Source organism: Flavivirga spongiicola (assembly GCF_030540825.1).
GTDB lineage: Bacteria > Bacteroidota > Bacteroidia > Flavobacteriales > Flavobacteriaceae > Flavivirga > Flavivirga spongiicola.
This window is the reverse complement of the sequence record NZ_JAUOEO010000001.1, coordinates 1,918,675-1,943,280: the sequence shown is the minus strand read 5'-3', so window position 1 is coordinate 1,943,280 and position 24,606 is coordinate 1,918,675. Positions and strand designations below refer to the sequence as shown.

Here is a 24,606-nt window from a genome sequence, read left to right as displayed (position 1 = left end):
ATTTATAATAGTATTTTTGAAGCTTATGATAATTTTCAAATACATTTTCTGGGTATTATATCGTATCTGGTTTTACATACTGGTAGGGTTGCCAATACTAATTATGTTTCCAGTGCTTTTAATTTCTATTTTAAAAGAATCATGGTATCCCTTCTTTTTTAAGATTGCCAGAGTTTGGGCAAAAATAATTTTAATTGGTATGGGGTTTGGCTATCGTATTGATCGAGAACAAACGCCCGAAAAAGATAAGAGCTATATGTTTATCGCCAACCATACTTCAATGGTGGATATCATGCTTATGCTGGTTTCGGTTAAAAACCCATTTGTATTTGTTGGAAAAAAGGAACTTACTAAAATTCCGCTTTTCGGTTTTTTTTATAAACGTACTTGCATTTTGGTCGACAGAAATTCTCCTAAAAGTAGGCAGGGTGTTTTTTTAAGGGCACAACGCAGATTACAATCCGGCTTAAGTATTTGTATTTTTCCAGAAGGAGGTGTTCCAGAAGAACATATAGAATTAGACACCTTTAAAGACGGTGCTTTTAGATTGGCGATAAACCATCAAATACCTATAGTGCCATTAACTTTTGCTGATAATAAAAAACGATTTTCATATACATTTTTTAGTGGTAGCCCAGGAAGAATGCGCGTTAAGGTTCATAAATTTTTATCTACAGAAAACTTAGTGACCGACGATACAAAATCTTTAAATGAAAAGGCTAGACATATTATCTTGAAACAATTACAGGTTTTTAATAAATAAAAAACTGCTCAGGGGATGAGCAGTTTTTTTTCGATATTGATTTTCGAGCTTAATGAAAATCAATATCCAGATCTAACCAAAAACCTAGAATTTAATGGCGAATCCGGTATAAACCCCTATAAAGAAAGGTTTAAAATCGCCAGATGTATTATTAAATGTGTTAATTTGATATTTAAACATAGGCTCTAAATTCAAGTCTATCTTTTTAGATACCTGATAATTTAACCCTAATCCAAAATTAGCACTATAACTTACTTTATTTATATTATTCGCTTTACCTAAAAGTGTTCTTGTACCACCTTCAGATTCAGAAAATATTTTATTGTTACTTAGAAAGAATGAGCTAAATCCTCCAATAAGATTGACTCCTAATTTTTTGTTTGAAAGCGCATATTGAATCTCTAAAGGAATTTCGATATAACCTAAATCTTGATTAATAGAGGTCTTTGATGTTGAAAACGCTTCAGGAATGTCATTTGCGTTAAAGCTTTCAGCGCTAACAAGAGAGACATTATCTGGAGTGTTGCTAGTATTATTTTTCTTAACAGCATTGACATTTTGAAGTGAACGACTACTTGAAGAGACACCTACAGTTTGAAAAGCAACTACATTGTTAGTGTTATAGCCTAAATTAACCCTATGAACACCAGAACGAACACTTAGTTTTTTGTTAATGGCATAGCTAGCAGAAATACCATAACTCATATTAAGTTCGCCACTCTTAGAATTATTATTGAATTGAGGGTCTATTGAAGAACCTTCGCCTAAAGTATTAAAGTAAACAGGCGCAGCATTTGGGGCAATACTCCACCTGTTTGAATCTTTCTCTTCTTCAACTATATCTTTTGTTTTGTCTATGGCTTCTTCTATTGTAAGGCTGTTTTTTTCTGTTTTATCATTAGTCGCAGTTTCTTTATTTTCATTTTTGACTTCTGCAATGGCATTATTATTTTTTGAAGCGTTGTCAATGACTTCTTTTGCTCGTTCTTTATTGATTAATGATGATTTATTTTGTTGGATTGCCTGATTCTTTTTTTCAGAACCCGAATCTGAAGTAATGGCAGAACTATTTTTTATTGTATTTTGAAGTTTATCAGTATTTTTCTTTTCTTCAGAATTATCCGCAATAACATGGTTGTTTTTTGATTTATTAGGGATTTTATCGTTATCACTTTTTTCTTCAAGATTCTTTGCAACGACATGACTGCTTTTAGTATTTAATAACTTGTTGATCGTATTTTGTCCTTTGTTAATGGAAACGCTAGATGCTTCTTCTCGCTCATTATTATTTGAAGCAGGTGTTTCTGCAATGGACGATTCTTTTGAAGGGGTTATTTTGTTAGAGGGAAGGTTTGTTTTATTTTGTTGAGGTGTATCATCTAAGCTTTCATTTTCATTAGAATCAGTGTCAGCAATAACATCATCTTTTGCCTTATCCAAATTAGTAGGATTATCTTTTTCAGAATTTGAAGGTGTTGTAGCTTCTATATCAGATATTTCATTGGTTGGGATTTTATCGGCATTATTAAAATAAACACCACCAATAGTTAATAAAAGTAATAATAGCGCAGCAGCACCTGCATAGCGCCACCAAATAGGAATAACACGGCGTTTTTTCTTTTTTTGGTTAAGTTTAGCTTCTATATTTTCCCAAACGGCATCACTAGGTATCGCTTCAAAATCTTTAAAACTCTCCTGAAACAATCTGTCTATATGTTTTTTATCACTCATTATAATGATTGTAAACTTTGTATTGTCTTGTAATTTTCAATAGTTTCCTTCAAACTTTGTCTGGCACGAGCCAAATTAGATTTTGAAGTCCCTATATTTATATCCAGCATCCCTGCTATATCTTTATGTGAATAACCATCCAATACATACAAGTTAAAAACCAATCTGTACCTGTCCGGTAATTCTTGAATAATTTGTAAAAGATAATCGATGGATACAGTATCTTCATCAACTTCTAATTCAACATCTTCAATTATATTTTCATTTATAATATCAAAAACCTTTTCGTTTCTGTATCGTTGCAATACCGTATTTATAGTAATGCGTTTTAACCAACCTTCAAAAGAACCCTTACTCTTATACTGTCCAATTTTTTTGAAAATTGTTAAAAACGCATCTTGCAGATTATCTTCTGCTTCGGTACGGTTTCGCGAATACTTTAAGCATACAGAGAAGAGCTTGCTCGAAAAGAGCTTATATAATTCTCCTTGTGCTTTAGTATCATCAATTTTACAACTTTCTATGAGTTGGCTTAAACTCAAATTAAACACGTATTAAATGAATACTTAATTTTTTTAGTCTACTACAGGCACTTCAATTGTTAAAAACTGATCTTCTCCATCGGTGTCTTCACCTTGCCAGAATTTAAAAATATAAGAGCCATTACTTGTTACTATAAAGTTAAAAGTTGCTTCTACCAATTCATTTTCTAGTGTTTCACAATCATTCCTCACAAAATCATAGTTTATTGGGGCAACAGTACGCACATTATTTTCTTTTAAATAATAAAACTCTTTAAAGGTATGACATGTTGAGGGTCTAAAATAAGAAATGGTAATTGGGTATGTTTCTCCTAAAGTAAATGTATCAGGAATCTCAACACTCTCAACTGGTAAAATTTCAAGACCAAAATTTGGTCCATCATCATCAATACTACATGAGGCAAATAATAGCGCCGTAAAACAAAGAATAAAAAACTTTTTCATAGCAAATAAATTTAGGGTTAAGTAAATGTTTGCTCTTTGTAGATGCGTCAGCAATAAAAAGGTTGCGTATAAAATTAAAAAATCCCGAATTAACGGGATTTTTAAACTATTCTGCTACAAGTTTTCTAACTTTTCCTTCGAGTTCGTCCATCAGCTCGGGGTTGTCTTTAATGAGCGCTTTTACAGCATCCCGCCCTTGCCCTAGTTTGGTATCATCGTAACTAAACCAGGAACCACTTTTCTTTACAATTTCATGCTCAACAGCAAGATCTAATATTTCACCTACTTTAGAAACTCCTTCTCCATACATAATATCAAATTCTGCCATTTTAAAAGGAGGGGCTACTTTATTTTTAACCACTTTTACTCGGGTTTTGTTCCCTGCGACTGTCCCATCGGTTTCTTTGATTTGAGTAGAACGTCTTATATCTAATCTAACAGAAGCGTAGAATTTTAAAGCATTTCCACCTGTTGTTGTTTCAGGGTTACCAAACATAACACCAATTTTTTCACGTAATTGGTTAATGAATATAACGGTACAATTGGTTTTACTAATAGATGCAGTAAGTTTTCTTAAAGCTTGAGACATTAAACGAGCATGTAAACCCATTTTGGAGTCTCCCATTTCACCTTCAATTTCACTTTTAGGTGTTAATGCTGCCACAGAATCAATAACCACAATATCAATAGCTCCTGAGCGAATTAAATTATCGGTAATCTCAAGTGCTTGTTCTCCATTATCTGGTTGAGATATAATTAAGTTATCAATATCTACCCCAAGTTTTTCGGCATAAAACCTATCAAAAGCATGCTCAGCATCTATAAAAGCAGCAATACCACCAGCTTTTTGAGCTTCAGCAATAGCATGTAAAGTAAGTGTGGTTTTTCCAGAGGATTCCGGACCATAAATTTCTATAACACGCCCACGTGGATAACCACCAACGCCTAAAGCAATGTCTAAACCTAAAGAACCTGATGAAATAGCTTCTACATCCTGTACTGCTGCATCGCTCATTTTCATTACGGTTCCCTTTCCGTATGCTTTATCTAATTTATCTAGGGTAAGTTTAAGTGCCTTTAATTTAGCTTCTTTTTCGCTGCTCATTTATAATTTTTTTTTCTCTAGTTGTGCTTGCTAAAATACTACATCTTTTATCATGACACAATAATAGTTTTCAACATAAATTTAGAAATAAAAGAGAAAAAAGATTCTATAATGACAGCACACTCCCAAAGGAATTTCATACACTGTAACTTAAAGATTCAATTTAAAACTAAAGAGAAACCTTCCAGACTAACTTATACTACTGATAAAATTTATCTTAAATATTTGGATGTTTAGGATGCAATCTCATTATGAAGTTTAATGGTTTTTTCAGATAGTCTATAAGCTAATAGATGATTCATATTTTACATAATCCTTTCTTAGTTTTTATGTATTAAAATGTTATAATTTTGTCATAATACAATTTTATCACGCAACCTTTTTTCACATTTTGCATCTACTAATTAAAGTGGAAAATTTTGCTATGAAAAAGAATTAAATGAAATTTTTCAAACAAACAATTTTAATAAACGCATTAGGTGTTTCAGTCACTGTTATTATAAACAGTAACTGTAAAGCCGATGGTGGCTAAAACCGTGACATATTCTTTAGGAAAAATTAAAGTATTATTAATCACGGATTAGTCAAGAAAAAGCACTTTATGTTTAATAAAGTGCTTTTTTTATTAGTGAAACCCTATTTTGGAAAATTGCATAGCAATGCATTGAAAATAGATGGTTGAACTAATCCCGCTTTTTCAGCGGGATCTCAAGGCGAATACTTTAAGACTTACTTTGGAACTTACTAAATTGTAAGGTTATAAGATTGATACCTCAAAGCTTGCCCCAGAAAATTTTACTTTCTCACTTCTGGTTAAAATTGTATTTTTGCACTTTAAAAATAATCTTTAACCTTATAAATTAGTATAGCATGCAACTGTACAATAAACTAAGCGCAAAAGAAAGAGCCGAATTAATTGATAAAACTGGAAAAAATCGATTAACACTTTCTTTTTACCAATATGCCAAAATTGGCAATCCACAAATTTTTAGAGATCATTTGTTTATCACTTGGAACGCATTAGATGTTTTAGGTAGAATCTATGTCGCTCACGAAGGAATTAATGGTCAACTATCATTACCTGCCGACCGTTTTAATGAATTTAAAACACATTTAGATACGATTTCATTTTTAAAAGATATCCGATTAAATATAGCGGTAGAACAAGATAATAAATCGTTTTTAAAGCTAAAAGTAAAGGTGCGTAGCAAAATTGTTGCGGATGGTTTAAATGACGATACATTTGATGTTACCAATAAAGGCGTTCATGTAGGAGCAGAACAGTTTAATAATCTTATAGAAGACGAAAAAACGGTTTTGGTAGATATGCGTAACCATTACGAAAGTGAGATCGGGCATTTTAAAAATGCCGTAACACCGGATGTAGATACCTTTAGAGAATCTTTAGATATTATTGAAGACGATTTAAAGGCCCACAAGGAAGATAAAAACCTCGTTATGTATTGCACAGGAGGCATTCGTTGTGAAAAGGCAAGTGCCTATTTTAGGCATAAAGGCTTTAAAAATGTGTATCAATTAGAAGGTGGTATTATTGAGTATACCAGACAAATAAAAGAAGAAAATCTGGAAAATAAATTTTTGGGACAAAATTTTGTGTTTGACGATCGAAGAGCAGAACGTATTAGTGAAGACGTGATCGCTAATTGCCACCAATGTGGAAATCCATTTGATGTGCATACTAATTGTGCAAATGCTGCTTGTCATTTACTATTTATTCAATGCGATTCTTGTAAAGAAGCTATGGAAAATTGCTGTTCTACTGAATGTATGGAAATAAATAGACTGCCTTTTGAAGAACAAAAGAAACTGCGCAAAGGACAAGGAAACAGTAACGATATTTTCAAAAAAGGAAGGTCTGAAGCTTTAAAATTCAAATAATATGCAACAAATAGAATTAATGGCTCCTGCAGGAAATTTTGAATCGCTTCAAGCAGCTTTAGATAATGGAGCGGACTCTATATATTTTGGTGTTGAACAGTTAAATATGAGAGCCAGGGCATCTATAAACTTCACTTTGGATGATTTACCTGAAATATCAAAGCGATGTAAAGCAAAAAATGTAAGAACGTATTTAACATTAAATACCATTATTTACGATCATGATTTATCCATTGTAAAAACATTGGTAAATAAGGCAAAAGAAGCAGATATAACCGCTGTAATAGCCATGGATCAAGCTGTAATAGCTTGTGCCCGGGAAATTGGTTTAGAAGTGCATATCTCAACACAAATTAATATTACCAATATTGAAACGGTTAAGTTTTATGCACTCTTTGCAGATACGATGGTATTAAGTAGAGAATTAAGTTTACGCCAGATAAAAAAAATAACCGAAGCCATTGAAAAAGAACAAATAAAGGGTCCTTCAGGTAAACTAATTGAAATTGAGGTATTTGGACACGGTGCTCTTTGTATGGCTGTTTCAGGCAAGTGTTATATGAGTTTACATTCTCAAAATTCATCAGCAAATAGAGGTGCTTGCAAACAAAATTGCAGAAAAAAATATACTGTTATCGATCAGGAAACTGGTTTTGAAATGGCATTGGATAATGAATATATCATGTCTCCTAAAGACTTATGTACCATAGATATTTTAGACCAAGTAGCAGAATCTGGCATTAAAGTATTAAAAATTGAAGGGCGAGGCAGAGCTCCGGAATATGTTGCCAGAGTTATAAAGTGTTATAGAGATGCCATTGATAGTCTTGAGAATAAAACCTATAATAAAGAAAAGGTTGTTTCCTGGATGCAAGCATTAGAAAAGGTGTATAACCGCGGATTTTGGAATGGTTATTATTTAGGACAGAAATTAGGAGAATGGAGTAAGGGGTCAGGGTCTCATGCTACGCAAAAAAAGGTATATATTGGTAAAGGTGTACACTTTTATACGAAGGCTAAAATAGGTGAGTTTAAAATTGACGCTTATGACATTTCTATCGGAGATACCATTTTAATAACAGGGCCTACAACAGGAGCAAGAGAAATGGAAGTCAATGAGATGTTAGTAAACGATGAAAAACTAACAGCAGGCTCCAAAGGTGATACGATAACCATACCATTAGATTTTAGAATAAGACCCTCAGATAAATTATATAAAATTGTGGAGAATAAAGTAGAGGCCTAATGGTAGTTATTACATTACAACGTAATAAGTGTATAGGCTGCAATTACTGTGTGGAGTTAGCTCCTGATCAATTTCAAATGTCCAAGAAAGATGGCAAGTCGGTTCTTTTACATTCAAAAGATAAAAAAGGGTTCTTTACCGTAAAGTCTAATGACGATATTATTTTTGATGCATGTGATAAAGCATCTAAAGCATGTCCTGTAAACATAATTAGTGTAAAGAATATTTAAATAAATTTATAGCTTTTTAAAGTCAACATAATAATCATATCTTTACATTTCAAAAAAATTATTAATCTTCATTCGTAATAATCTAATTATTAGCGAATTCAATATATAACGTATATGGCTTGCGCAAGCTGCTCAACTAAAGATGGCCAACCTAAAGGCTGTAAAAATAATGGTACTTGTGGTACAGATAGTTGTAATAAGTTAACTGTTTTCGATTGGTTAGCAAACATGTCATTACCTAATGGTGAAAAACCATTTAATTGGGTTGAGGTACGTTATAAAAATGGTAGAAAAGAGTATTACAAGAATACAGAAAACTTAACACTTGGCATTGGAGATATTGTAGCTACACAGGCAAAAGCGGGTCATGATATTGGTATGATTACTCTTGCAGGAGAACTTGTACGCGTTCAGATGAAACGTAAAAATATATCAGATAATGAAGACGAGGCTTTAAAAGTTTACCGAAAAGCAAGCCAAAAGGATATTGATATTTGGTCGTCAGCCCGAGATAAGGAAGAGCCTATGAAGGTAAGGGCGCGTCAGTTTGCAATCGATTTGAAATTGCAAATGAAAATTTCAGATATCGAGTTTCAGGGAGATGCCAGCAAAGCTACTTTTTACTATACAGCCGAAGAGCGTGTTGATTTTAGAGAGCTTATAAAAGTTTTTGCTCGCGAGTTTAGAACGCGCATAGAAATGAAGCAAGTTGGGTTTCGCCAAGAAGCTTCAAGGTTAGGGGGCATAGGGTCGTGTGGTCGTGAGCTATGCTGCTCAACATGGTTAACGGATTTCCGATCAGTAAGTACATCGGCAGCAAGATACCAACAGCTATCATTAAACCCTCAAAAATTAGCAGGACAATGTGGTAAATTAAAGTGCTGTTTAAATTATGAGCTTGATACGTATCTTGATGCCTTAAAAAGTTTCCCTAAAACAGACGCAAAATTACATACAGAAAAAGGCACTGCAGTATGTCAAAAAACGGATATTTTTAAAGGACACATGTGGTATGCCTATGAAGGAGAATGGAATCATTGGCATAAAATAACAACAAGACAAGCCAATGAAATTATCGAATTAAACAAGAAAAATGAAAAAATAGCTAGCCTTGAAGAATACGCTTCAGAATTGGTAGAAGATACTAAAGCTGAGTTTGAAAACGTTGTAGGTCAAGATAGTTTAACGCGTTTCGATAGTCCAAAATCGAATAATAAACGTAAAAATAATAAGAGAAGAAACAATAAAAACAATAGGAACAATAAAAAGAAAAGAAAACCTCAAAACAATAAAAATGCAGCAAAATAGTGTATTATTATTTCTTTTAATTTCTTCTTTAGTATTTGTGTCTTGCGATTCTAATCGCGTTTTCGATACCTATAAATCGGTTCCTAATAAATGGCATAAAGATTCTATAATTAGCTTTAAAGTTAGTCCTCCGGATTCTACGAATGCGTACAATCTATTTGTTAACTTAAGAAATACAAGTGATTATAAATACAACAACTTGTTTTTAATTGTTGAAATGAATTTTCCACATGGTAAAACGATTAAAGACACATTGGAGTATAGAATGGCAGACCCTAGTGGAAAACTTTTAGGTACTGGTTTTACGGGAGTTAAAGAAAATAAGCTTTGGTATAAAGAACAAGTCGTTTTTAAAGAAAAAGGAGATTATACGGTTAAGATACAACAAGCTATGCGAGAAAACGGAAAAGTTAATGGCGTTATAGAACTTGAGGGTATTACAGACATTGGTTTTAGAATTGAAAAACCAGAAAAGAATTAAATAGTAATTGTCACATCTAGTGATTTTGTTTTACGAAATTGTATCGAGATGTATTTTATAGGTAGAATTAAATGGCAAAAAAAAAGCAAGAAACAACAACTCAAAATTTTTCAAAATACATCCGTTGGTTTTGGATGTTATTTTTAGGAGGGATACTTTCAGTATTGCTTATATTTTTATTCACATCTATTTTTGGGGATTTACCAGATCACACCGTATTAGAAAATCCCAAAACCCATTTAGCAACTGAAATTATTTCATCTGATGGAAAAACCTTAGGCAAATTTTATTTAAATGATAATAGGACGCCAGTTGGTTATAATGAGCTGCCACAAAATTTAATAGATGCATTAATTGCTACAGAAGATGCGCGTTTTCATGATCATGCCGGTATAGATGCCAGAGGAACACTTAGAGCCATTGTTATGTTAGGCTCAGGTGGAGGAGCCAGTACCATATCGCAACAACTGGCAAAACAATTATTTACCGGTGTAGCATCTCGAAGCACCATAGGAAGGATTACTCAAAAAGTAAAAGAGTGGATTATAGCCATTCGTTTAGAACGCCAATATACCAAAGAAGAAATTATAGCTCAATATTTTAATATTTATGATTTTGGTAACAATGCGGATGGTATTCGTAGTGCGGCTGCCATTTATTTTGATAAAGAGCCAGGTGAATTAGATTTGAAAGAATCTGCTATGTTGGTTGGAATGTTTAAAAATTCTTCATTGTATAATCCAAGAAGAAACCCTGTAGGCGTTAAAAACAGACGTAATGTTGTTTTGCATCAACTGGAAAACTACGATTATATTAATGAAGCTGTCAAAGATTCACTTCAAAAAAGAGAGCTAGATTTACGTTATACGCCACAATCACACCGTGATGGTATTGCTACCTATTTTAGAGGCTATTTAGATGGTTTTATGAAAGATTGGATTAAGAAAAACCCAAAACCAGATGGTACTAAATACAATTTATACAATGATGGTTTAAAAATTTATACGACTATCGATTCTCGTATGCAGCGATACGCAGAAGCAGCCGTGCAACAGCATATGCCTAGGTTACAAGCTGAGTTTTTTAATCAAAACACACCCAAAAGGAACCCAACGGCACCGTTTTTAGAGTTGGACAGAAAAGAAATAAAAGCTTTAATGAACCGTTCCATGAGGCAAGGTGAGCGATGGAGAATACTAAAGAAGGCTGGAAAGTCTGATAAAGAGATTGAGGCGTCTTTTCATGAGCCAACCAAAATGACTGTTTTTGAATGGAAAGAAGGTAAAGCTTCAGAGGTAGATACTATTATGAAACCTATAGATTCCATGCGATATTATAAATCGTTTTTAAAACCAGGTATGATGTCTATGGATCCTTTAACGGGTCACGTAAAAGCATGGGTAGGCGGTATGAACTACAGACATTTTCAGTACGACATGGTAAAACAAGGAAAGCGTCAAATAGGCTCTACATTTAAACCTCTTGTTTACACAGCAGCAATTGATCAATTACACTATTCACCTTGTGATGAATTTCCGGATACTCCTTTTTGTATAGAAAAAGAAAAATATGGTAATCCAGAAGAGTGGTGTCCAAAAAACTCTGGTGGTGAAGATGATTATGGAGGCACCAGAACTTTAAAAAATGCTTTAGCAAATTCTGTAAATACCATAACAGCCAGATTGATTGATAAAGTGGGACCGCAACCTGTGGTGGATTTAGCAAAGAAATTGGGCATTGAGTCTGAAATACCTGCAGTGCCATCGATTGCTTTAGGGACTCCGGATATAAGTGTCTACGAAATGGTTGGTGCATATGCTGCATTTGCTAACAAAGGTGTATATACAAAACCCGTAATGGTTACTACTATAGAAGATAAAAATGGAACTATTTTATATCAATTTAAACCAGTAACGCGTGATGTTTTAAGCGAAGAAACCGCTTATGTCACAGTAAAACTTATGGAAGGTGTTACACAAGGTGGTTCTGGAACAAGGTTAAGACATACCTACGCAGCTAGCAGATCAGACTATAAAGAAATCATTACAGGTTATCCTTATGGGTTTACTAATCCTATAGCAGGAAAGACAGGGACGACTCAAAATCAAAGTGATGGTTGGTTTATGGGTATGGTGCCTAATTTAGTTACTGGTGTTTGGGTAGGAGCAGAAGATAGAGCTACACATTTTAGAACCATAACTTATGGACAAGGCGCTGCTATGGCATTACCAATCTGGGGGTTGTACATGAAAAGCTGTTATGCTGATAAAACATTAAATATTTCTAAAGAAGCATTTGAAGAACCGGTAAACTTATCTATAAACGTAGATTGTTCTAAAGCCTCAAAGGCTATAGATGATGATCAAGGTGATGAAATTCCTGATGATTTAGGTGGTTTTTAATAAATGTGTTTAAGGAATAAGAAAGACGTATCTAAGTAAATCAGGTAAGATTTTATGTTTAGTGTGAGCACAGTTTGTGAAGTTTTTACAGCATTCGCTACAAAGAGTGCTAGCTTGAGTTGTTGAGCCCGAAGCTACCGCAGGTGTTGGTTTTAGAATTGAAAAACCCGAAAATAAACGAAGTTCCCAATAATTCTGAAATTTCTCAGAATTGTATCTAGTAAATATTTAACCTTAAAAGTTTAATGGCAAAAAAAAATCAAGCAATAACAACTCAGGGTTTTTCAAAATATATCCGTTGGTTTTGGATTGTATTTATCGGAGGCGTATTTCTGGTAATTCTTATTTTTTTATTAGCTTCATGGGGTGCTTTTGGTAAAATGCCGGATCACACACAATTAGAGAACCCTAAAACGCATCTGGCAACCGAAATCATTTCTTCTGATGGAAAAACCTTAGGCAAATTCTACCTAGATGATAATAGAACGCCTGTTAGTTATGACGAGTTGCCACAAAATTTAATAGATGCGTTGATTGCGACAGAAGATGTACGATTTAAAGAGCATTCCGGTATAGATCCAAGGGGAACTTTAAGAGCGTTTTTCTTTTTAGGAAAAAAAGGAGGGGCTAGTACTATTTCCCAACAATTAGCACGCCAATTATTTGTTGGAGTTAGATCCAAAGGATGGGATAAATATACTCAAAAGATAAAAGAATGGGTTATCTCTATACGATTAGAACGTCAATATACCAAAGAAGAAATTATAGCTCAGTACTTTAATATTTATGACTTTTTAAATAGTGCTGATGGAATTAGAAGTGCAGCACGTATTTATTTTGGTAAAGAACCCAAAGATTTAGATTTAAAAGAATCAGCCATGTTAGTGGGGATGTTTAAAAACTCATCTTTATTTAACCCAATAATACGTCCTGAGTTAACAAGAAATAGACGTAATGTAGTGTTAGCACAAATGTATAAGTATGAATATATTACTGAAAAAGTTAAGGATTCATTGCAAAAAACAGAATTAGATTTAAATTTTTCCCCTGAGTCTCATCGAGATGGAATCGCTACTTATTTTCGAGAGTATTTACGAGGCTTTATGAAAAATTGGGTTAAGAAAAACCCAAAACCAGATGGTACAAAGTATAACATTAATAAAGACGGATTAAAAATTTATACCACCGTAGATTCGCGTATGCAACAATATGCGGAAGAAGCAGTACAGCAACATATGTCTAGGTTGCAAGCTGAGTTTTTTAACCAAAATACTCCTAAACGTAATCCGACAGCACCATTTTTAGAACTGGATAAAAAAGAAATTGATGCTTTAATGAAACGTTCCATGAAGCAAAGTGAGCGATGGCGAATATTAAAAAAAGCAGGTAAATCCGATACCGAGATTGAAGCATCATTTGATAAGCCAACCAAAATGACTGTTTTTAAATGGGAAAATGGTAAGCCTTCTGAGATGGATACTATTATGAAACCTATGGATTCTATGCGATACTATAAATCGTTTTTAAAACCAGGAATGATGTCTATGGATCCATTAACTGGTCACGTAAAAGCATGGGTAGGTGGTATGAATTACAGACATTTTCAGTACGATATGGTAAAACAAGGAAAACGACAAGTAGGCTCTACATTTAAGCCTTTTGTTTATGCAACAGCAATAGATCAGCTGCATTATTCGCCTTGTGATAAATTTCCAGATACACCATTTTGTATAGAAAAAGATAAACATGGAAACTCAAAAAAATGGTGTCCTGATAACTCTAATGGGAGCAATGATTATGGTGGTGCCAGAACGTTAAAGAATGCTTTAGCAAATTCTGTAAATACGATAACAGCAAGGTTAATTGATAAAGTGGGACCGCAACCTGTTGTAGATTTAGTTAAAACCTTGGGAATTGAATCTGATATACCCGCAGTACCATCTATAGCTTTAGGAGTTTCAGAAATAAGTGTCTACGAAATGGTAGGTGCGTATGCTACGTTTGCCAACAAAGGAGTTTATACAAAACCTGTCATGGTAACTACCATTGCAGATAAAAACGGCACTATTTTATATCAATTTAAACCAGAAAGACGTGATGTTTTAAGTGAGGAAACAGCTTATGTAGCAGTAAAACTTATGGAAGGTGTTACAGAAGGTGGTTCCGGATCAAGGTTAAAACATACTTCTGCAGCCAGTAAACCAGTGTATAAAAAAATAGTTACTGGTTACCCTTACGGGTTTAAAAACCCTATTGCAGGAAAGACAGGAACGACTCAAAATCAAAGTGATGGTTGGTTTATGGGTATGGTACCTAATTTAGTGACAGGTATTTGGGTAGGTGCAGAAAATAGAGCGGTACACTTTAGATCCGGAACTTATGGATCAGGTGCTTCTATGGCATTACCTATTTGGGGACTATATATGAAAAGTTGTTATGCAGATGAAACATTAAATATCTCTAAAGAGCCATTTGAAGAACCGGTAAACTTATCTATAAACGTAGATTGCTCTGAAGTTTCTAAGGCTATTGATGATACCCCTGAAGATTTAGATGGATTTTAATAGATATATTCTTAATTTGACACTTGTATAATATCAATAAAGTTAGACACGAATTACACAAATTTTTACTAATTTAATCTGCCTATCGACAGATTTCAAGTCTGTACAGACTTGGTGATTTGTGTTCATGTTTAGTCCATTACTACGTAACCATAAGGGAATAGATTCGTGTAAATTTGTGTTTTTTTCAAAAATATGTGTGTGTACATGGGATCTCTGGGATGGATTTTTAGTCTTTTTTCAACAAACAAAATTCTATACTTAACATTTAATCGAAGAGAATTTCTCAAGATCAAGTCTCAGGGCTTCCTTTGAAATTGTCATTCCCGATTTTCGTCTTCGCTCAAGATAAACTTCAGTGAAAATCTAAATAAACTCATTTGTTTTTATTGAAAAATAAGTTATTGTGTAATTATTTTAAAAATAATTCATTTATATGTAAATTTATGCAGTAAAAATTTAATAAGAATGATTAATAAAAAGGTCGCTAATGTTCAAGATGCCCTAAAAGGAGTATCCGATAACATGACACTTATGCTTGGAGGTTTTGGACTTAGTGGTATTCCAGAAAATGCTATTTCAGAATTGGTAAAACTTGGTGTAAAAGGATTAACATGTATATCTAATAATGCCGGAGTTGATGATTTTGGATTGGGTTTACTTCTTCAAAAAAGGCAAATAAAGAAAATGGTCTCATCTTATGTGGGGGAGAATGACGAATTTGAACGTCAAATGCTATCGGGTGAATTGGATGTAGAACTTATTCCTCAGGGAACTTTAGCGGAGCGTTGCCGAGCTGCTCAAGCTGGTTTTCCAGCTGTTTATACGCCTGCAGGTTATGGAACTGAAGTGGCTGAAGGAAAAGAAACTAGACATTTTGATGGAAAAATGTATGTGTTAGAACATGCTTTTAAAGCCGATTTTGCGTTTGTAAAAGCTTGGAAAGGTGATGCTGCTGGCAACTTGGTTTTTAAAGGTACTTCCAGGAATTTTAATCCTAATATGTGTGGTGGTGCAAAAATAACGGTGGCAGAAGTTGAAGAGTTAGTGCCTTTAGGAGCTTTAGATCCTAACCAAATTCATATCCCCGGAATTTTTGTGCAACGTATTTTTCAGGGAGAAAAATATGAGAAAAGAATAGAACAACGAACGGTGAGGCAACGAAGCTGATAGTATCTGTCATTCTTGCTTGTCACACTGAGCGCAGTCGAAGTGTAAGGGCTACATTAAATAATTAATTTCAATTAAAAAGATTCCTGCCTTCGCAGGAATGACAAAATTATGTTAGATAAAACAGGAATTGCAAAGCGAATAGCAAAAGAAGTAAAAGACGGCTATTATGTAAACCTAGGGATAGGGATACCAACTTTGGTTGCAAATTATGTAAGAAGTGATATAGAAGTGGAGTTTCAAAGCGAAAATGGCGTTTTGGGTATGGGACCATTTCCGTTTGAGGGTGAAGAAGATGCCGATGTAATAAATGCAGGAAAGCAAACAATAACGACATTGCCGGGAGCGAGCTTTTTTGATTCGGCTATGAGTTTCTCTATGATACGTGGACAGCATGTAGACCTAACTATTTTGGGAGCTATGGAAGTTGCGGAAAATGGTGATATAGCCAATTGGAAAATTCCAGGTAAAATGGTAAAAGGCATGGGAGGTGCTATGGATTTAGTTGCCAGTGCTGAAAATATTATAGTTGCTATGATGCATACGAATAAAAGAGGTGAATCTAAGCTTTTAAAGCAATGTTCATTACCATTAACCGGTGTAGGCTGTGTAAAAAAAATAGTAACTAATATGGCGGTGATTGAAGTAACAGATAAAGGTTTTAAGTTATTAGAACGTGCACCAGGTATTTCTATAGAAGATATAAAAAATGCCACCGAAGGTACTCTAATTGTTGATGGCGAAATTCCTGAAATGGATATCTTATAGGCCAAGTAAAGGGGTGAATTAAACTAAGTTTTATTCTTCTTCCCCTTTTTTAATACTCCATAACTTGTCTAGATGAGGTTGAAGATACTATTCTGGTTCTAGCATCTTATACCGTTTTGCCCTTCTTAGTAGCTATAAATATTTCATTAAATTTATTGTTGTGTTGTATGAAATACCGTTTAATTTACTTTGATTATCGATGAAAATGTTAAAAATAAATGCACTTCATCGATTTTTTATGTTTTTAATCTGATTAATTGAAAAAATGTTACATATTAGCTGTCCCCAAAATTATCAAACTAATATAGATTTCCCCAAATCTACCATAAATTGAAAACTTATGAAATTTGCAACAAATCTACCTGAACAACCTACATTAAATGAAAGTAAATTTAAGGAAACACTTAAAGAGAATTTACGATTTTTAAAAAGTCTACTATACTTAACGAAAAAAATATTTATGCTATAACCCTTTGGGTATGGCTTCAATTAATTTCTTAGTATATTCTTTTTTTGGTGCATTATAGATAGCATCTGCATCATCCAATTCTTCTATTTTACCTTGATTCATTACCAATAATTGGTCAGACATATATTTTACCACAGCCAAGTCATGTGAAATAAAAATATAGGTAAAACCAAAAGTTTCTTTAAGCTCGTTTAAGAGGTTTAAAACTTGTGCTTGAACAGAAATATCTAATGCAGAAACGGATTCATCACACACAATTAATTTGGGTTGTAATGCTATTGTTCTTGCGATTCCGATACGTTGTCTTTGTCCTCCAGAAAATTCATGTGGATAACGATTAAAATAGTCTTCAGATAAACCAACGCGGTTTAAAATATCTATAGCTTTTTCTTTTCGTTCACTGTCCGAATTAAAAAGGTTGTGAACCATCATAGGTTCTATAATAGCTTCACCAACAGGGATTCTAGGGTTTAATGATGAGTATGGATCCTGAAAAATAATTTGAATGTCTTTCCGAAGCTTTTTAATTTCAGAATGAGATAGTCTTGTAATATCAATACCTTTATATAGTATGTGCCCAGCTGTTGCTTTATCTAGTTGAAGGATGGCATTTCCTAATGTAGATTTGCCGCAACCGGATTCTCCTACTAAGCCTAATGTCTCTCCTTCATACAACTTAAAACTAATATCGTTTACCGCCTTAAATGATTGCGGTTTAGTAAACCAGCCTGATTTAGAGATATATTCTTTTTCAACGTTTATAACTTCTAGTAAAGGTGCATTGTTGTACAATTTTTCGTGTTGAAGCTTCCGTTGCTCAGTGGTGATAACTTCGTTTGAAGTTGTACCATTTAGATAATCATCAATGGTTGGTAATGTTTTTAGCCGCGTATCCAATGATGGACGTGAGTTAATAAGTGCTTTTGTATAAACGTGTTTAGGTGTTTTAAAAATAGTTGAAACACCTCCTTGTTCAACAATGTCTCCTTTGTACATAACCAAAACTCTATCTGCTATTTCAGAAATTAAAGCCAAATCATGAGTAATGAAAATAATACTCATTTTTGTTTCAACTTGTAATGCTTTTAATAATTCAATAATTTCTTTTTGAACGGTAACATCGAGTGCTGTGGTAGGTTCGTCTGCAATTAAAATATCAGGTTTACAAGCAATTGCCATGGCTATCATAACACGTTGTTTCTGTCCGCCGGAAATCTCATGCGGATAAGAACTATACACTCTTTCAGCGTCTGGGAGTTTTACTTTTTCGAATAATAAAATAGTTTCTTTTTTTGCTTCTGGTTTAGATAGTTTGATATGTTGTAATAAAATTTCCTGAACTTGTTTACCGCAGGACATTGAGGGATTTAAAGAACTCATAGGTTCTTGAAAAATCATGGCAATTTTTTTTCCTCGAATTTTTTGAAACGTTTTTGAAGCAAGTGTGGTTAAATCTTCGTTATTATAATTAATACTTCCAGAAGTGATTTTTGAAATCCTTTTTGGCAGCAAACCCAAAATAGCTAAAGAAGATACTGATTTTCCAGAACCCGATTCTCCCACAATGCCTAATATTTCATTTTTATTTAGGTGATAGGAGATATTATGGATCACTTCATTTTTCCCAAATGAAATGGAAAGGTCTTTGATATTTAAAATAGTGTTTTTCTGCATTAGATATAAATAATTTCATCATCAATTAATAGGTCGTCACCGCGTAATCTTAAGAATATTTGGGCCACAGCAATAGTGTCTTTTTCGCAATAAACAATAATTCTATCAATGTCATTTTCTTCATAATATACGTGATACACTTCGCTGCCATCAATATCATCTTTTGGGGATGGAATTCCTAAAACATGAGTTAATAATTTTAATGATGTATAGCTTTTGTAATCTCCAAATTTCCATAATTCTAAGGTATCCAAATGTGGTACTTCCCAAGGTTTTTTTCCAAAGAGGTTTAGCTTATAAGGTAACTCAATATTATTAATTATCATGCGGCGTGCTATGTAAGGAAAATCAAATTCTTTACCATTATGCGCACAGAGCAGATGTTTTGTTTCACTAAAATGCGATATCAATAAGTTTTTAAAATCTTTTAAAATTTTAATTTCATCACCGTAAAATGAAGTGACTCTAAAGGTGCGTACGTCATTTAAAATATTAAAATACCCAACCGAGATACAGACTATTTTTCCAAATTCAGCCCAAATACCTGCGCGATCGTAAAATGCTTCGGCAGTAAATTCATCTTTGCGTTGGTATTGAGATTTTTTCTCCCAAAGGGCTTGCTTGTCTTCATTCAACTCAGAAAAATGCTGTGTTTCAGGAACGGTTTCAATATCCAGAAATAGAATGTTTTCTAAATTAAGTTTACTTATCATGGTTAATTAATCTTTGTTGATAATTTCTATAGCTTTTTCCAAGATTTCATCCCTACCTTCTTTGATACCTTTTACCGTTGGTAAAACTTCAATATCAGGTACGATTCCAATACGTTGAGTTTCGGTACCATCGGGATAATATACGCCAATTCCAGAAATCATGGTCATTAACCCACCTGGTAGTGAAATGCGTGAAACATTGCCATCCGCTCCTGCCGTTGTACTTCCAACAAGAGTCACGTTATCTCCTGCTCTAAATGCCATAGCGGTATATTCTGCTTGACTTTGAGATATTTCGTTTACTAAAACCACAACTTTTCCTTTGTAAAATTTCTCTTTTGGAGGTATAGATAAATCTTTTCCATAAGTAAACGCTCCCGGATTATTAACACTTCCGTTAGTGAACTTTACAAAAGGAGCATATTTAGATGTAAAGAATGACCCTAAAGTAAAGGGCATAAATGCTGATGGATAGTTACGGATATCCACAATAATTCCTTTGGTGTCTTTAAAGTCTTTTCTTATAACTTTAACATCTTCTTTTTTAATATTTTTTAAAGTAATGTAGCCAATATTATTATCTAACATTTTAAAGGAACTTCCATTTTTTTCTCGCTTATACCACCTGTAATAACCCTCTATTTCTTTTTGTTCAAATAGTTTGAGTGTTTTGTCAAAAACTTTTCCATCACGCTTAACACTTATATCTAAGGTGTTATTTGTAGAACGTAAGATATCAAAACTAATATCTCGTAAACGTGTTGGCTGATTAGATGCAGGGTAAAAATCATGTATATTCTCTACTATTTTACTAACAGGTTTGCCATTAATATGAGTAATAATGTCTCCTACCTCTAAACCTATCGATGCTTTTGTTTCTTCGTTAAAATATGCATCAACTACTAATTTATTCTCGATAAAACGAACGTGCATTGGCGGATAGAATTTTCCGCGCTGTTCCTGTATTTTATATTTTCCTCCCGATAAATTAGCATGAGTATCTTTTATGTCAGCTATAATCTTTAAAAAGGCTAATTCATATTCTAAATCATTTTTAACGTTAATAAATTGAGGAATATATTCTGTTAAGCATGTATTCCAATCTTTATCAATTAAGTGCCTGTTTGGGAAGAAATACTGTATCATATTCCAGTATCTATATAAAGCTAATAGCCTGAAACCTGTATCTTTATATGGCATGTCTTTATATGAACCTTCATTTTTAAATATTGGATTGCCTACATTGGGAGTCATCTCAATATAATAATGGTTTCCTTGGTGCCTGTTTTTTCGAATATATTGTAATTTGTCTTTTAAAGCAGTCGACATATTACTGTTTTTTATCCAGTCTAAATCCGGCTTTAAAATAGCATCTTCTGAGGTCTCTTTACAAGATTTACAAACTATTACTTCTCCTAGACCTTCAATCCAATTGGAAAGTATATTATCTCTGTCTAAATTTGTTTTAGAATCTTTATACTTAGGAAGTATTCTGAACAATTCATAGTCCCAATTGTAATTTCCTTTTCCGACTTCCGGGTGATAGTATTTTAAGAACCCCCAGATACGGCCTAAAAGATCGAGGTTTTGAATCTGATTGTTGTCTAAATTTGAAAAGGTTATTAGAGAGCCTTGATCAAATTCCTTGTCTTTTTGAGCTTTGGTTAGTTTTTTTTGTGGTGCTTTATCTAAAGGAAATCCATCGATTGTAACTTCTAAATTATCAACCCACATTTTACCTGATCCAACTAATAGTCCGCCAATAACGACAGTCTCAGCCTGATTGCTTAAATTAAGTTCAACTTCATATTTTTTCCAATCGGTTGTTCCTTTTATTCCTCTTGATTTCATGTTATCAAAAGCAACTTGTGGGTCTATGCGCATCCATAACCCAGCCCATCCATTAACAATATTCTCTGTTTTTATAAAACCGGTAAGTTTAATTTTTTTACCACCAAAATCTGCTGGGATATGATAACCTAGTGCTTTGAAATTAACTGTTTCACCTATACTTTCAATAGAGGCAGATGTTTCACCATGTTGTTTAATATTTTGGTCGAAATGGACTTTGTATTGCCCCTGTCCCATTTCTTTCCAATTTTTAGCTTTTTCATTTTCAACAATTTCAAAATCTAAATTCGTTGAGTTTTGAGCAAGAGAAATATTTGATATAAATATAAAACTGAAAAGAAATAATAGCTTTTTCATAATTGATGAGTTTAGGTTCAGTCAAAAAAAGATTAAAATTTTATTCCCGTCATGTAATTAATTGTTAAATAACAAAATATTAAGAAATCATTAATTAATCCTTTTTTACTAAAACTGAACACTGTTTTCCAAAAATGGCAGCTACTCCAGCTGCAAGTCCTCCAATAAATCCTGTTAATGATATTAACAAATAGGGGTTTCCGTTTAAGGGTAATAATATGGCAATTTTATTGGCCAATATAAAATTGTTGGTATTGCTTAGCCAAAAAGAGTGGACTATCCATAAAAGAGCTATGGCTAAAAATGGAATGAAGAAAACAGCACTACGTTTTAAACTAAAAAACAGACTTGTAATAAAAGCAGCGACCATTACAGACCACCATGGTAAAAACATGGATAATATAAGTGCAAAAACAATAGTTGCTATAAAATGTAGAATATTTCTTTTCATCATTTTGACTTTAAAGTTTGAGTAGCAATAATGCCATTGTTATTATTTTGGTTTTGCATAAATAATATATCGAAGTACTCCCCAATAGCCCATTTATCTATGAAGTTATCGTAATATTTACTGCCAGGGTTACCTGATTGCCCTCCTGGATATATTCCTATTGCTTTTGGAGGAGAGCTCATTTCTACAATCATTCGCCATGAAGGGCCGTGGTTTACATCTGCCGCATTTACTGTATTACGATCTCCACCAATAGGTAAATCCAGTCTGGAAAAAGCAGGTAGTGCTTGAAGTAAATGCCCAACAAATGTGCCCTTATATCCTTGCCAATTGTAGTTTCCGTATTCCGCTTTCCAATCTGTAAGTTCTTTTACAGCTTCTTTAAAGGTTATTAAAAACAAATCGTTTGCTGTTTCTTTTTCTGGTGTTTCTACTATGTCCATAAATGAATCGTTCGGATTGTTTTTTAGCATATTTATTGTTTGATAGGTAAAAGGTGTTTCTAAAGCAACACTGTCAACATTGAACTCGTCCCATACCAAAGGGTATAATTTTGTCCACCAAGCATCCCAGATACTAGGGGCTATTTGATCGGTTTCACTATAGAAGTTCCAACTTTTAATGGTATTTAAAATCTCTAATTCTTCTGGCGTTAATTGCGACGTATTTAAATGTTCAATCATATGAGGAAGCAATTCTGAAGCTTTTAAATTGAAGTTGTTGTTTTGTAGATCTTTAAAATCTTGAATTGAAATTTTTTCTTTCGATTCTAGGAAATCATTAATGACTCTATTCCTATAAATTTCATAACCATCGTTAAAGACATAAAAAGGATAAGATGCATCAACAGGATGTTGATTGGCAGAACTAACAAAGCCTCGGTCTGGGTTTTTAATATGCGCGTTAAATTCTTGAGGAATAAAACCTTGCCAGTCGTGTTTAGGATTACTTCCATCCATTAAAAATTTACCTTGATTTTTCCATTTATTAGGGAACTGCCCCTGAACCCATATGGCGATATCTCCATCATTCGAGGCAAATGCAAAATTTTGAGCCGGTGCAACGTGGGAGGAAATAGCATTTAAATAATCATCGTAATTTTCTCCATTATTGAGTTTATAAAATAATCGTGTAAAATTATGACCTATATGCCCTGCCCATTTCATGGCATAACCTTTTTTTTCATTAGCACTCTTAAAAGTATGGTCATAACTTACTGGACCATGATGTGTATAAATTACTGAGTCTAAAAATGTTTCTTTATTTCTTATTTTTATTTCTTCTATCCTAACCTCTGTATCTTTCCATTGATTGTTATATTTATAAGCTTGTCTGGTTGCATCTTTAAATTCTATTTTATACCAATCTTTAACATCGCGGGTGGCATTAGTTACCGCCCATGAAATGTGATTATTAAACCCTATAATAATGCCTAAGGCACCAGGAAGTGTTGCTCCATATGTGTTTTGAGTTGGAGAAGATAATTGCATGACGAACCAGATAGAAGGCAAATTAAGACCCAAATGAGGGTCACTTGCCAACATAGGGTTGCCAGAATACGATTTACTACCAGAAATAGCCCAATTATTACTTCCGTTGTTAGGATGTGGTTTTTCCATAGTTTCTGCAATAGAATCTAAGGGCAATTCGCTTTGAGGAATTTCACTCATTTCTGTATCAACAAAGCTCCAGTCTGTTTCTTTTGGAATAATAGGGTCGTTAATATCAAAAAAATCTGGAAACAGTAAATCAAAACGTTCCTGACCTAATTTTCTTAGTACGTTGGTATATTCTAAATCTGAATCACCACCACATAACATATCGGTCATATACATTAATAAATGCATTGTTTTTTCAATCGACCATGCTTCTGGTTTATAATCAAGAAGCTTATATTCCACAGGATAATCTTTAGGATCTAATTCATTAATAAATGCATTGACACCATCACTATATGCTTGCAAGTAGGCTAGGGATTCTTCATCAGTCTTAACAACTTCTAAGCTCTTTTCGGCTCCATAAACCATGCCTTTCCTACGTTGAGTTCTATCATAATTTAATGCTTTCTCCCCGATTATTTCGGATAACCTTCCGGCAGCAGCAAAGGTTTGAAATTCCATTTGCCATAAACGATGTTTTGCTGTTATGTAACCTTGAGCTTTATATAAATCGATGTCATTTTTAGCAAATATGTGAGGTATAAGTTGTTCATCATATTTTATGGTAACATCTTCTGAAAGACCTTCAATTTCAATATTACCAGTAATAGATTCATCTTTATCATTTTGCCAAATTCCCTGAGACGGGCTTAGAAATTTGCCAATAGGAGGTATAGGGCCAAGCTTTGTGTTAAAAGCATAAAAAACCACTACTGTTAGAAGTAGTGATACCATGAATTTGAGTAATTTCATTTAAGTAAGTTTATTGAAACTAAAGAT

General features: G+C 33.5%; 19 protein-coding genes. 10 read left to right on the top strand and 9 right to left on the bottom strand.

All coding sequences use genetic code 11. The features are described from left to right. Positions 1 to 25 precede the first annotated feature (25 nt). The gene (locus Q4Q47_RS07685) at positions 26 to 763 is read left to right on the top strand and encodes a lysophospholipid acyltransferase family protein (RefSeq protein ID WP_303306070.1); all 738 of its coding nucleotides are present in this window, start codon (positions 26 to 28) and stop codon (positions 761 to 763) included. An 84-nt stretch (positions 764 to 847) separates the two neighbouring features. Here the strand turns inward: Q4Q47_RS07685 and Q4Q47_RS07680 are convergent, their stop codons facing one another. The 4 genes from Q4Q47_RS07680 to recA form a co-directional block, all read right to left on the bottom strand. Further along, a complete protein-coding gene (locus tag Q4Q47_RS07680; RefSeq protein WP_303306069.1) occupies positions 848 to 2,494 on the bottom strand; it encodes a hypothetical protein in 1,647 nt (548 codons plus the stop codon). Next, entirely contained in the window at positions 2,494 to 3,036 is a 543-nt protein-coding gene (locus Q4Q47_RS07675) for an RNA polymerase sigma factor (protein WP_303306068.1), read from the bottom strand. Before Q4Q47_RS07675 ends, Q4Q47_RS07680 begins: the two co-directional genes overlap by 1 nt. A 33-nt stretch (positions 3,037 to 3,069) precedes the next feature. Next, the gene (locus Q4Q47_RS07670; RefSeq protein ID WP_303306067.1) at positions 3,070 to 3,480 is read right to left on the bottom strand and encodes a hypothetical protein; all 411 of its coding nucleotides are present in this window, start codon (positions 3,478 to 3,480) and stop codon (positions 3,070 to 3,072) included. A gap of 106 nt (positions 3,481 to 3,586) precedes the next feature. Then, positions 3,587 to 4,585, bottom strand: coding sequence for a recombinase RecA (gene recA / locus Q4Q47_RS07665; protein WP_303306066.1), 999 nt, complete (start codon positions 4,583 to 4,585; stop codon positions 3,587 to 3,589). A gap of 870 nt (positions 4,586 to 5,455) precedes the next feature. Between recA and trhO the strand changes: the two genes are divergently transcribed. From trhO to Q4Q47_RS07620, 9 genes are all read left to right on the top strand, one after another. Beyond that, positions 5,456 to 6,484, top strand: a complete 1,029-nt coding sequence (gene trhO / locus Q4Q47_RS07660; RefSeq protein WP_303306065.1) for an oxygen-dependent tRNA uridine(34) hydroxylase TrhO — start codon at positions 5,456 to 5,458, stop codon at positions 6,482 to 6,484. Between the two features lies 1 nt (position 6,485). Further along, the gene (locus tag Q4Q47_RS07655; RefSeq protein WP_303306064.1) at positions 6,486 to 7,730 is read left to right on the top strand and encodes a peptidase U32 family protein; all 1,245 of its coding nucleotides are present in this window, start codon (positions 6,486 to 6,488) and stop codon (positions 7,728 to 7,730) included. Continuing rightward, positions 7,730 to 7,960, top strand: coding sequence for a ferredoxin (locus tag Q4Q47_RS07650; RefSeq protein WP_303306063.1), 231 nt, complete (start codon positions 7,730 to 7,732; stop codon positions 7,958 to 7,960). Before Q4Q47_RS07655 ends, Q4Q47_RS07650 begins: the two co-directional genes overlap by 1 nt. Before the next feature lie 114 nt (positions 7,961 to 8,074). Next, positions 8,075 to 9,268 carry a PSP1 domain-containing protein gene (locus tag Q4Q47_RS07645; RefSeq protein ID WP_303306062.1) on the top strand — a complete coding sequence of 398 codons (1,194 nt, stop codon included), beginning with the start codon at positions 8,075 to 8,077 and terminating at the stop codon, positions 9,266 to 9,268. Further along, entirely contained in the window at positions 9,255 to 9,749 is a 495-nt protein-coding gene (locus Q4Q47_RS07640) for a gliding motility lipoprotein GldH (protein ID WP_303306061.1), read from the top strand. Before Q4Q47_RS07645 ends, Q4Q47_RS07640 begins: the two co-directional genes overlap by 14 nt. Positions 9,750 to 9,820: 71 nt before the next feature. Continuing rightward, positions 9,821 to 12,151, top strand: coding sequence for a penicillin-binding protein 1A (locus tag Q4Q47_RS07635; RefSeq protein ID WP_303306060.1), 2,331 nt, complete (start codon positions 9,821 to 9,823; stop codon positions 12,149 to 12,151). 245 nt (positions 12,152 to 12,396) lie between these two features. Then, positions 12,397 to 14,715 (top strand): penicillin-binding protein 1A, encoded by a 2,319-nt coding sequence (locus Q4Q47_RS07630; protein WP_303306059.1) that lies wholly within the window; start codon positions 12,397 to 12,399, stop codon positions 14,713 to 14,715. Positions 14,716 to 15,183: 468 nt separating this feature from the next. Beyond that, positions 15,184 to 15,885 (top strand): CoA transferase subunit A, encoded by a 702-nt coding sequence (locus Q4Q47_RS07625; RefSeq protein ID WP_303306058.1) that lies wholly within the window; start codon positions 15,184 to 15,186, stop codon positions 15,883 to 15,885. A gap of 111 nt (positions 15,886 to 15,996) precedes the next feature. Beyond that, positions 15,997 to 16,653, top strand: coding sequence for a CoA transferase subunit B (locus tag Q4Q47_RS07620; RefSeq protein ID WP_303306057.1), 657 nt, complete (start codon positions 15,997 to 15,999; stop codon positions 16,651 to 16,653). A gap of 463 nt (positions 16,654 to 17,116) precedes the next feature. On the opposite strand, the gene Q4Q47_RS07615 is transcribed toward Q4Q47_RS07620, so the two are convergent. The 5 genes from Q4Q47_RS07615 to Q4Q47_RS07595 all read right to left on the bottom strand — a co-directional run bounded on the left by Q4Q47_RS07615 (position 17,117) and on the right by Q4Q47_RS07595 (position 24,579). Continuing rightward, the gene (locus Q4Q47_RS07615) at positions 17,117 to 18,796 is read right to left on the bottom strand and encodes an ABC transporter ATP-binding protein (RefSeq protein ID WP_303306056.1); all 1,680 of its coding nucleotides are present in this window, start codon (positions 18,794 to 18,796) and stop codon (positions 17,117 to 17,119) included. Beyond that, on the bottom strand, positions 18,796 to 19,509 hold the full coding sequence (locus Q4Q47_RS07610; RefSeq protein WP_303306055.1) for a 3'-5' exonuclease: 714 nt from the start codon (positions 19,507 to 19,509) through the stop codon (positions 18,796 to 18,798). Before Q4Q47_RS07610 ends, Q4Q47_RS07615 begins: the two co-directional genes overlap by 1 nt. Before the next feature lie 6 nt (positions 19,510 to 19,515). Then, a complete protein-coding gene (locus Q4Q47_RS07605) occupies positions 19,516 to 21,717 on the bottom strand; it encodes a S41 family peptidase (protein ID WP_303306054.1) in 2,202 nt (733 codons plus the stop codon). A gap of 94 nt (positions 21,718 to 21,811) precedes the next feature. Further along, the gene (locus tag Q4Q47_RS07600; protein WP_303306053.1) at positions 21,812 to 22,171 is read right to left on the bottom strand and encodes a hypothetical protein; all 360 of its coding nucleotides are present in this window, start codon (positions 22,169 to 22,171) and stop codon (positions 21,812 to 21,814) included. Continuing rightward, complete coding sequence (locus Q4Q47_RS07595; RefSeq protein ID WP_303306052.1) at positions 22,168 to 24,579, bottom strand: penicillin acylase family protein; 2,412 nt, start codon at positions 24,577 to 24,579, stop codon at positions 22,168 to 22,170. Before Q4Q47_RS07595 ends, Q4Q47_RS07600 begins: the two co-directional genes overlap by 4 nt. Between the last annotated feature and the right edge of the window lie 27 nt (positions 24,580 to 24,606).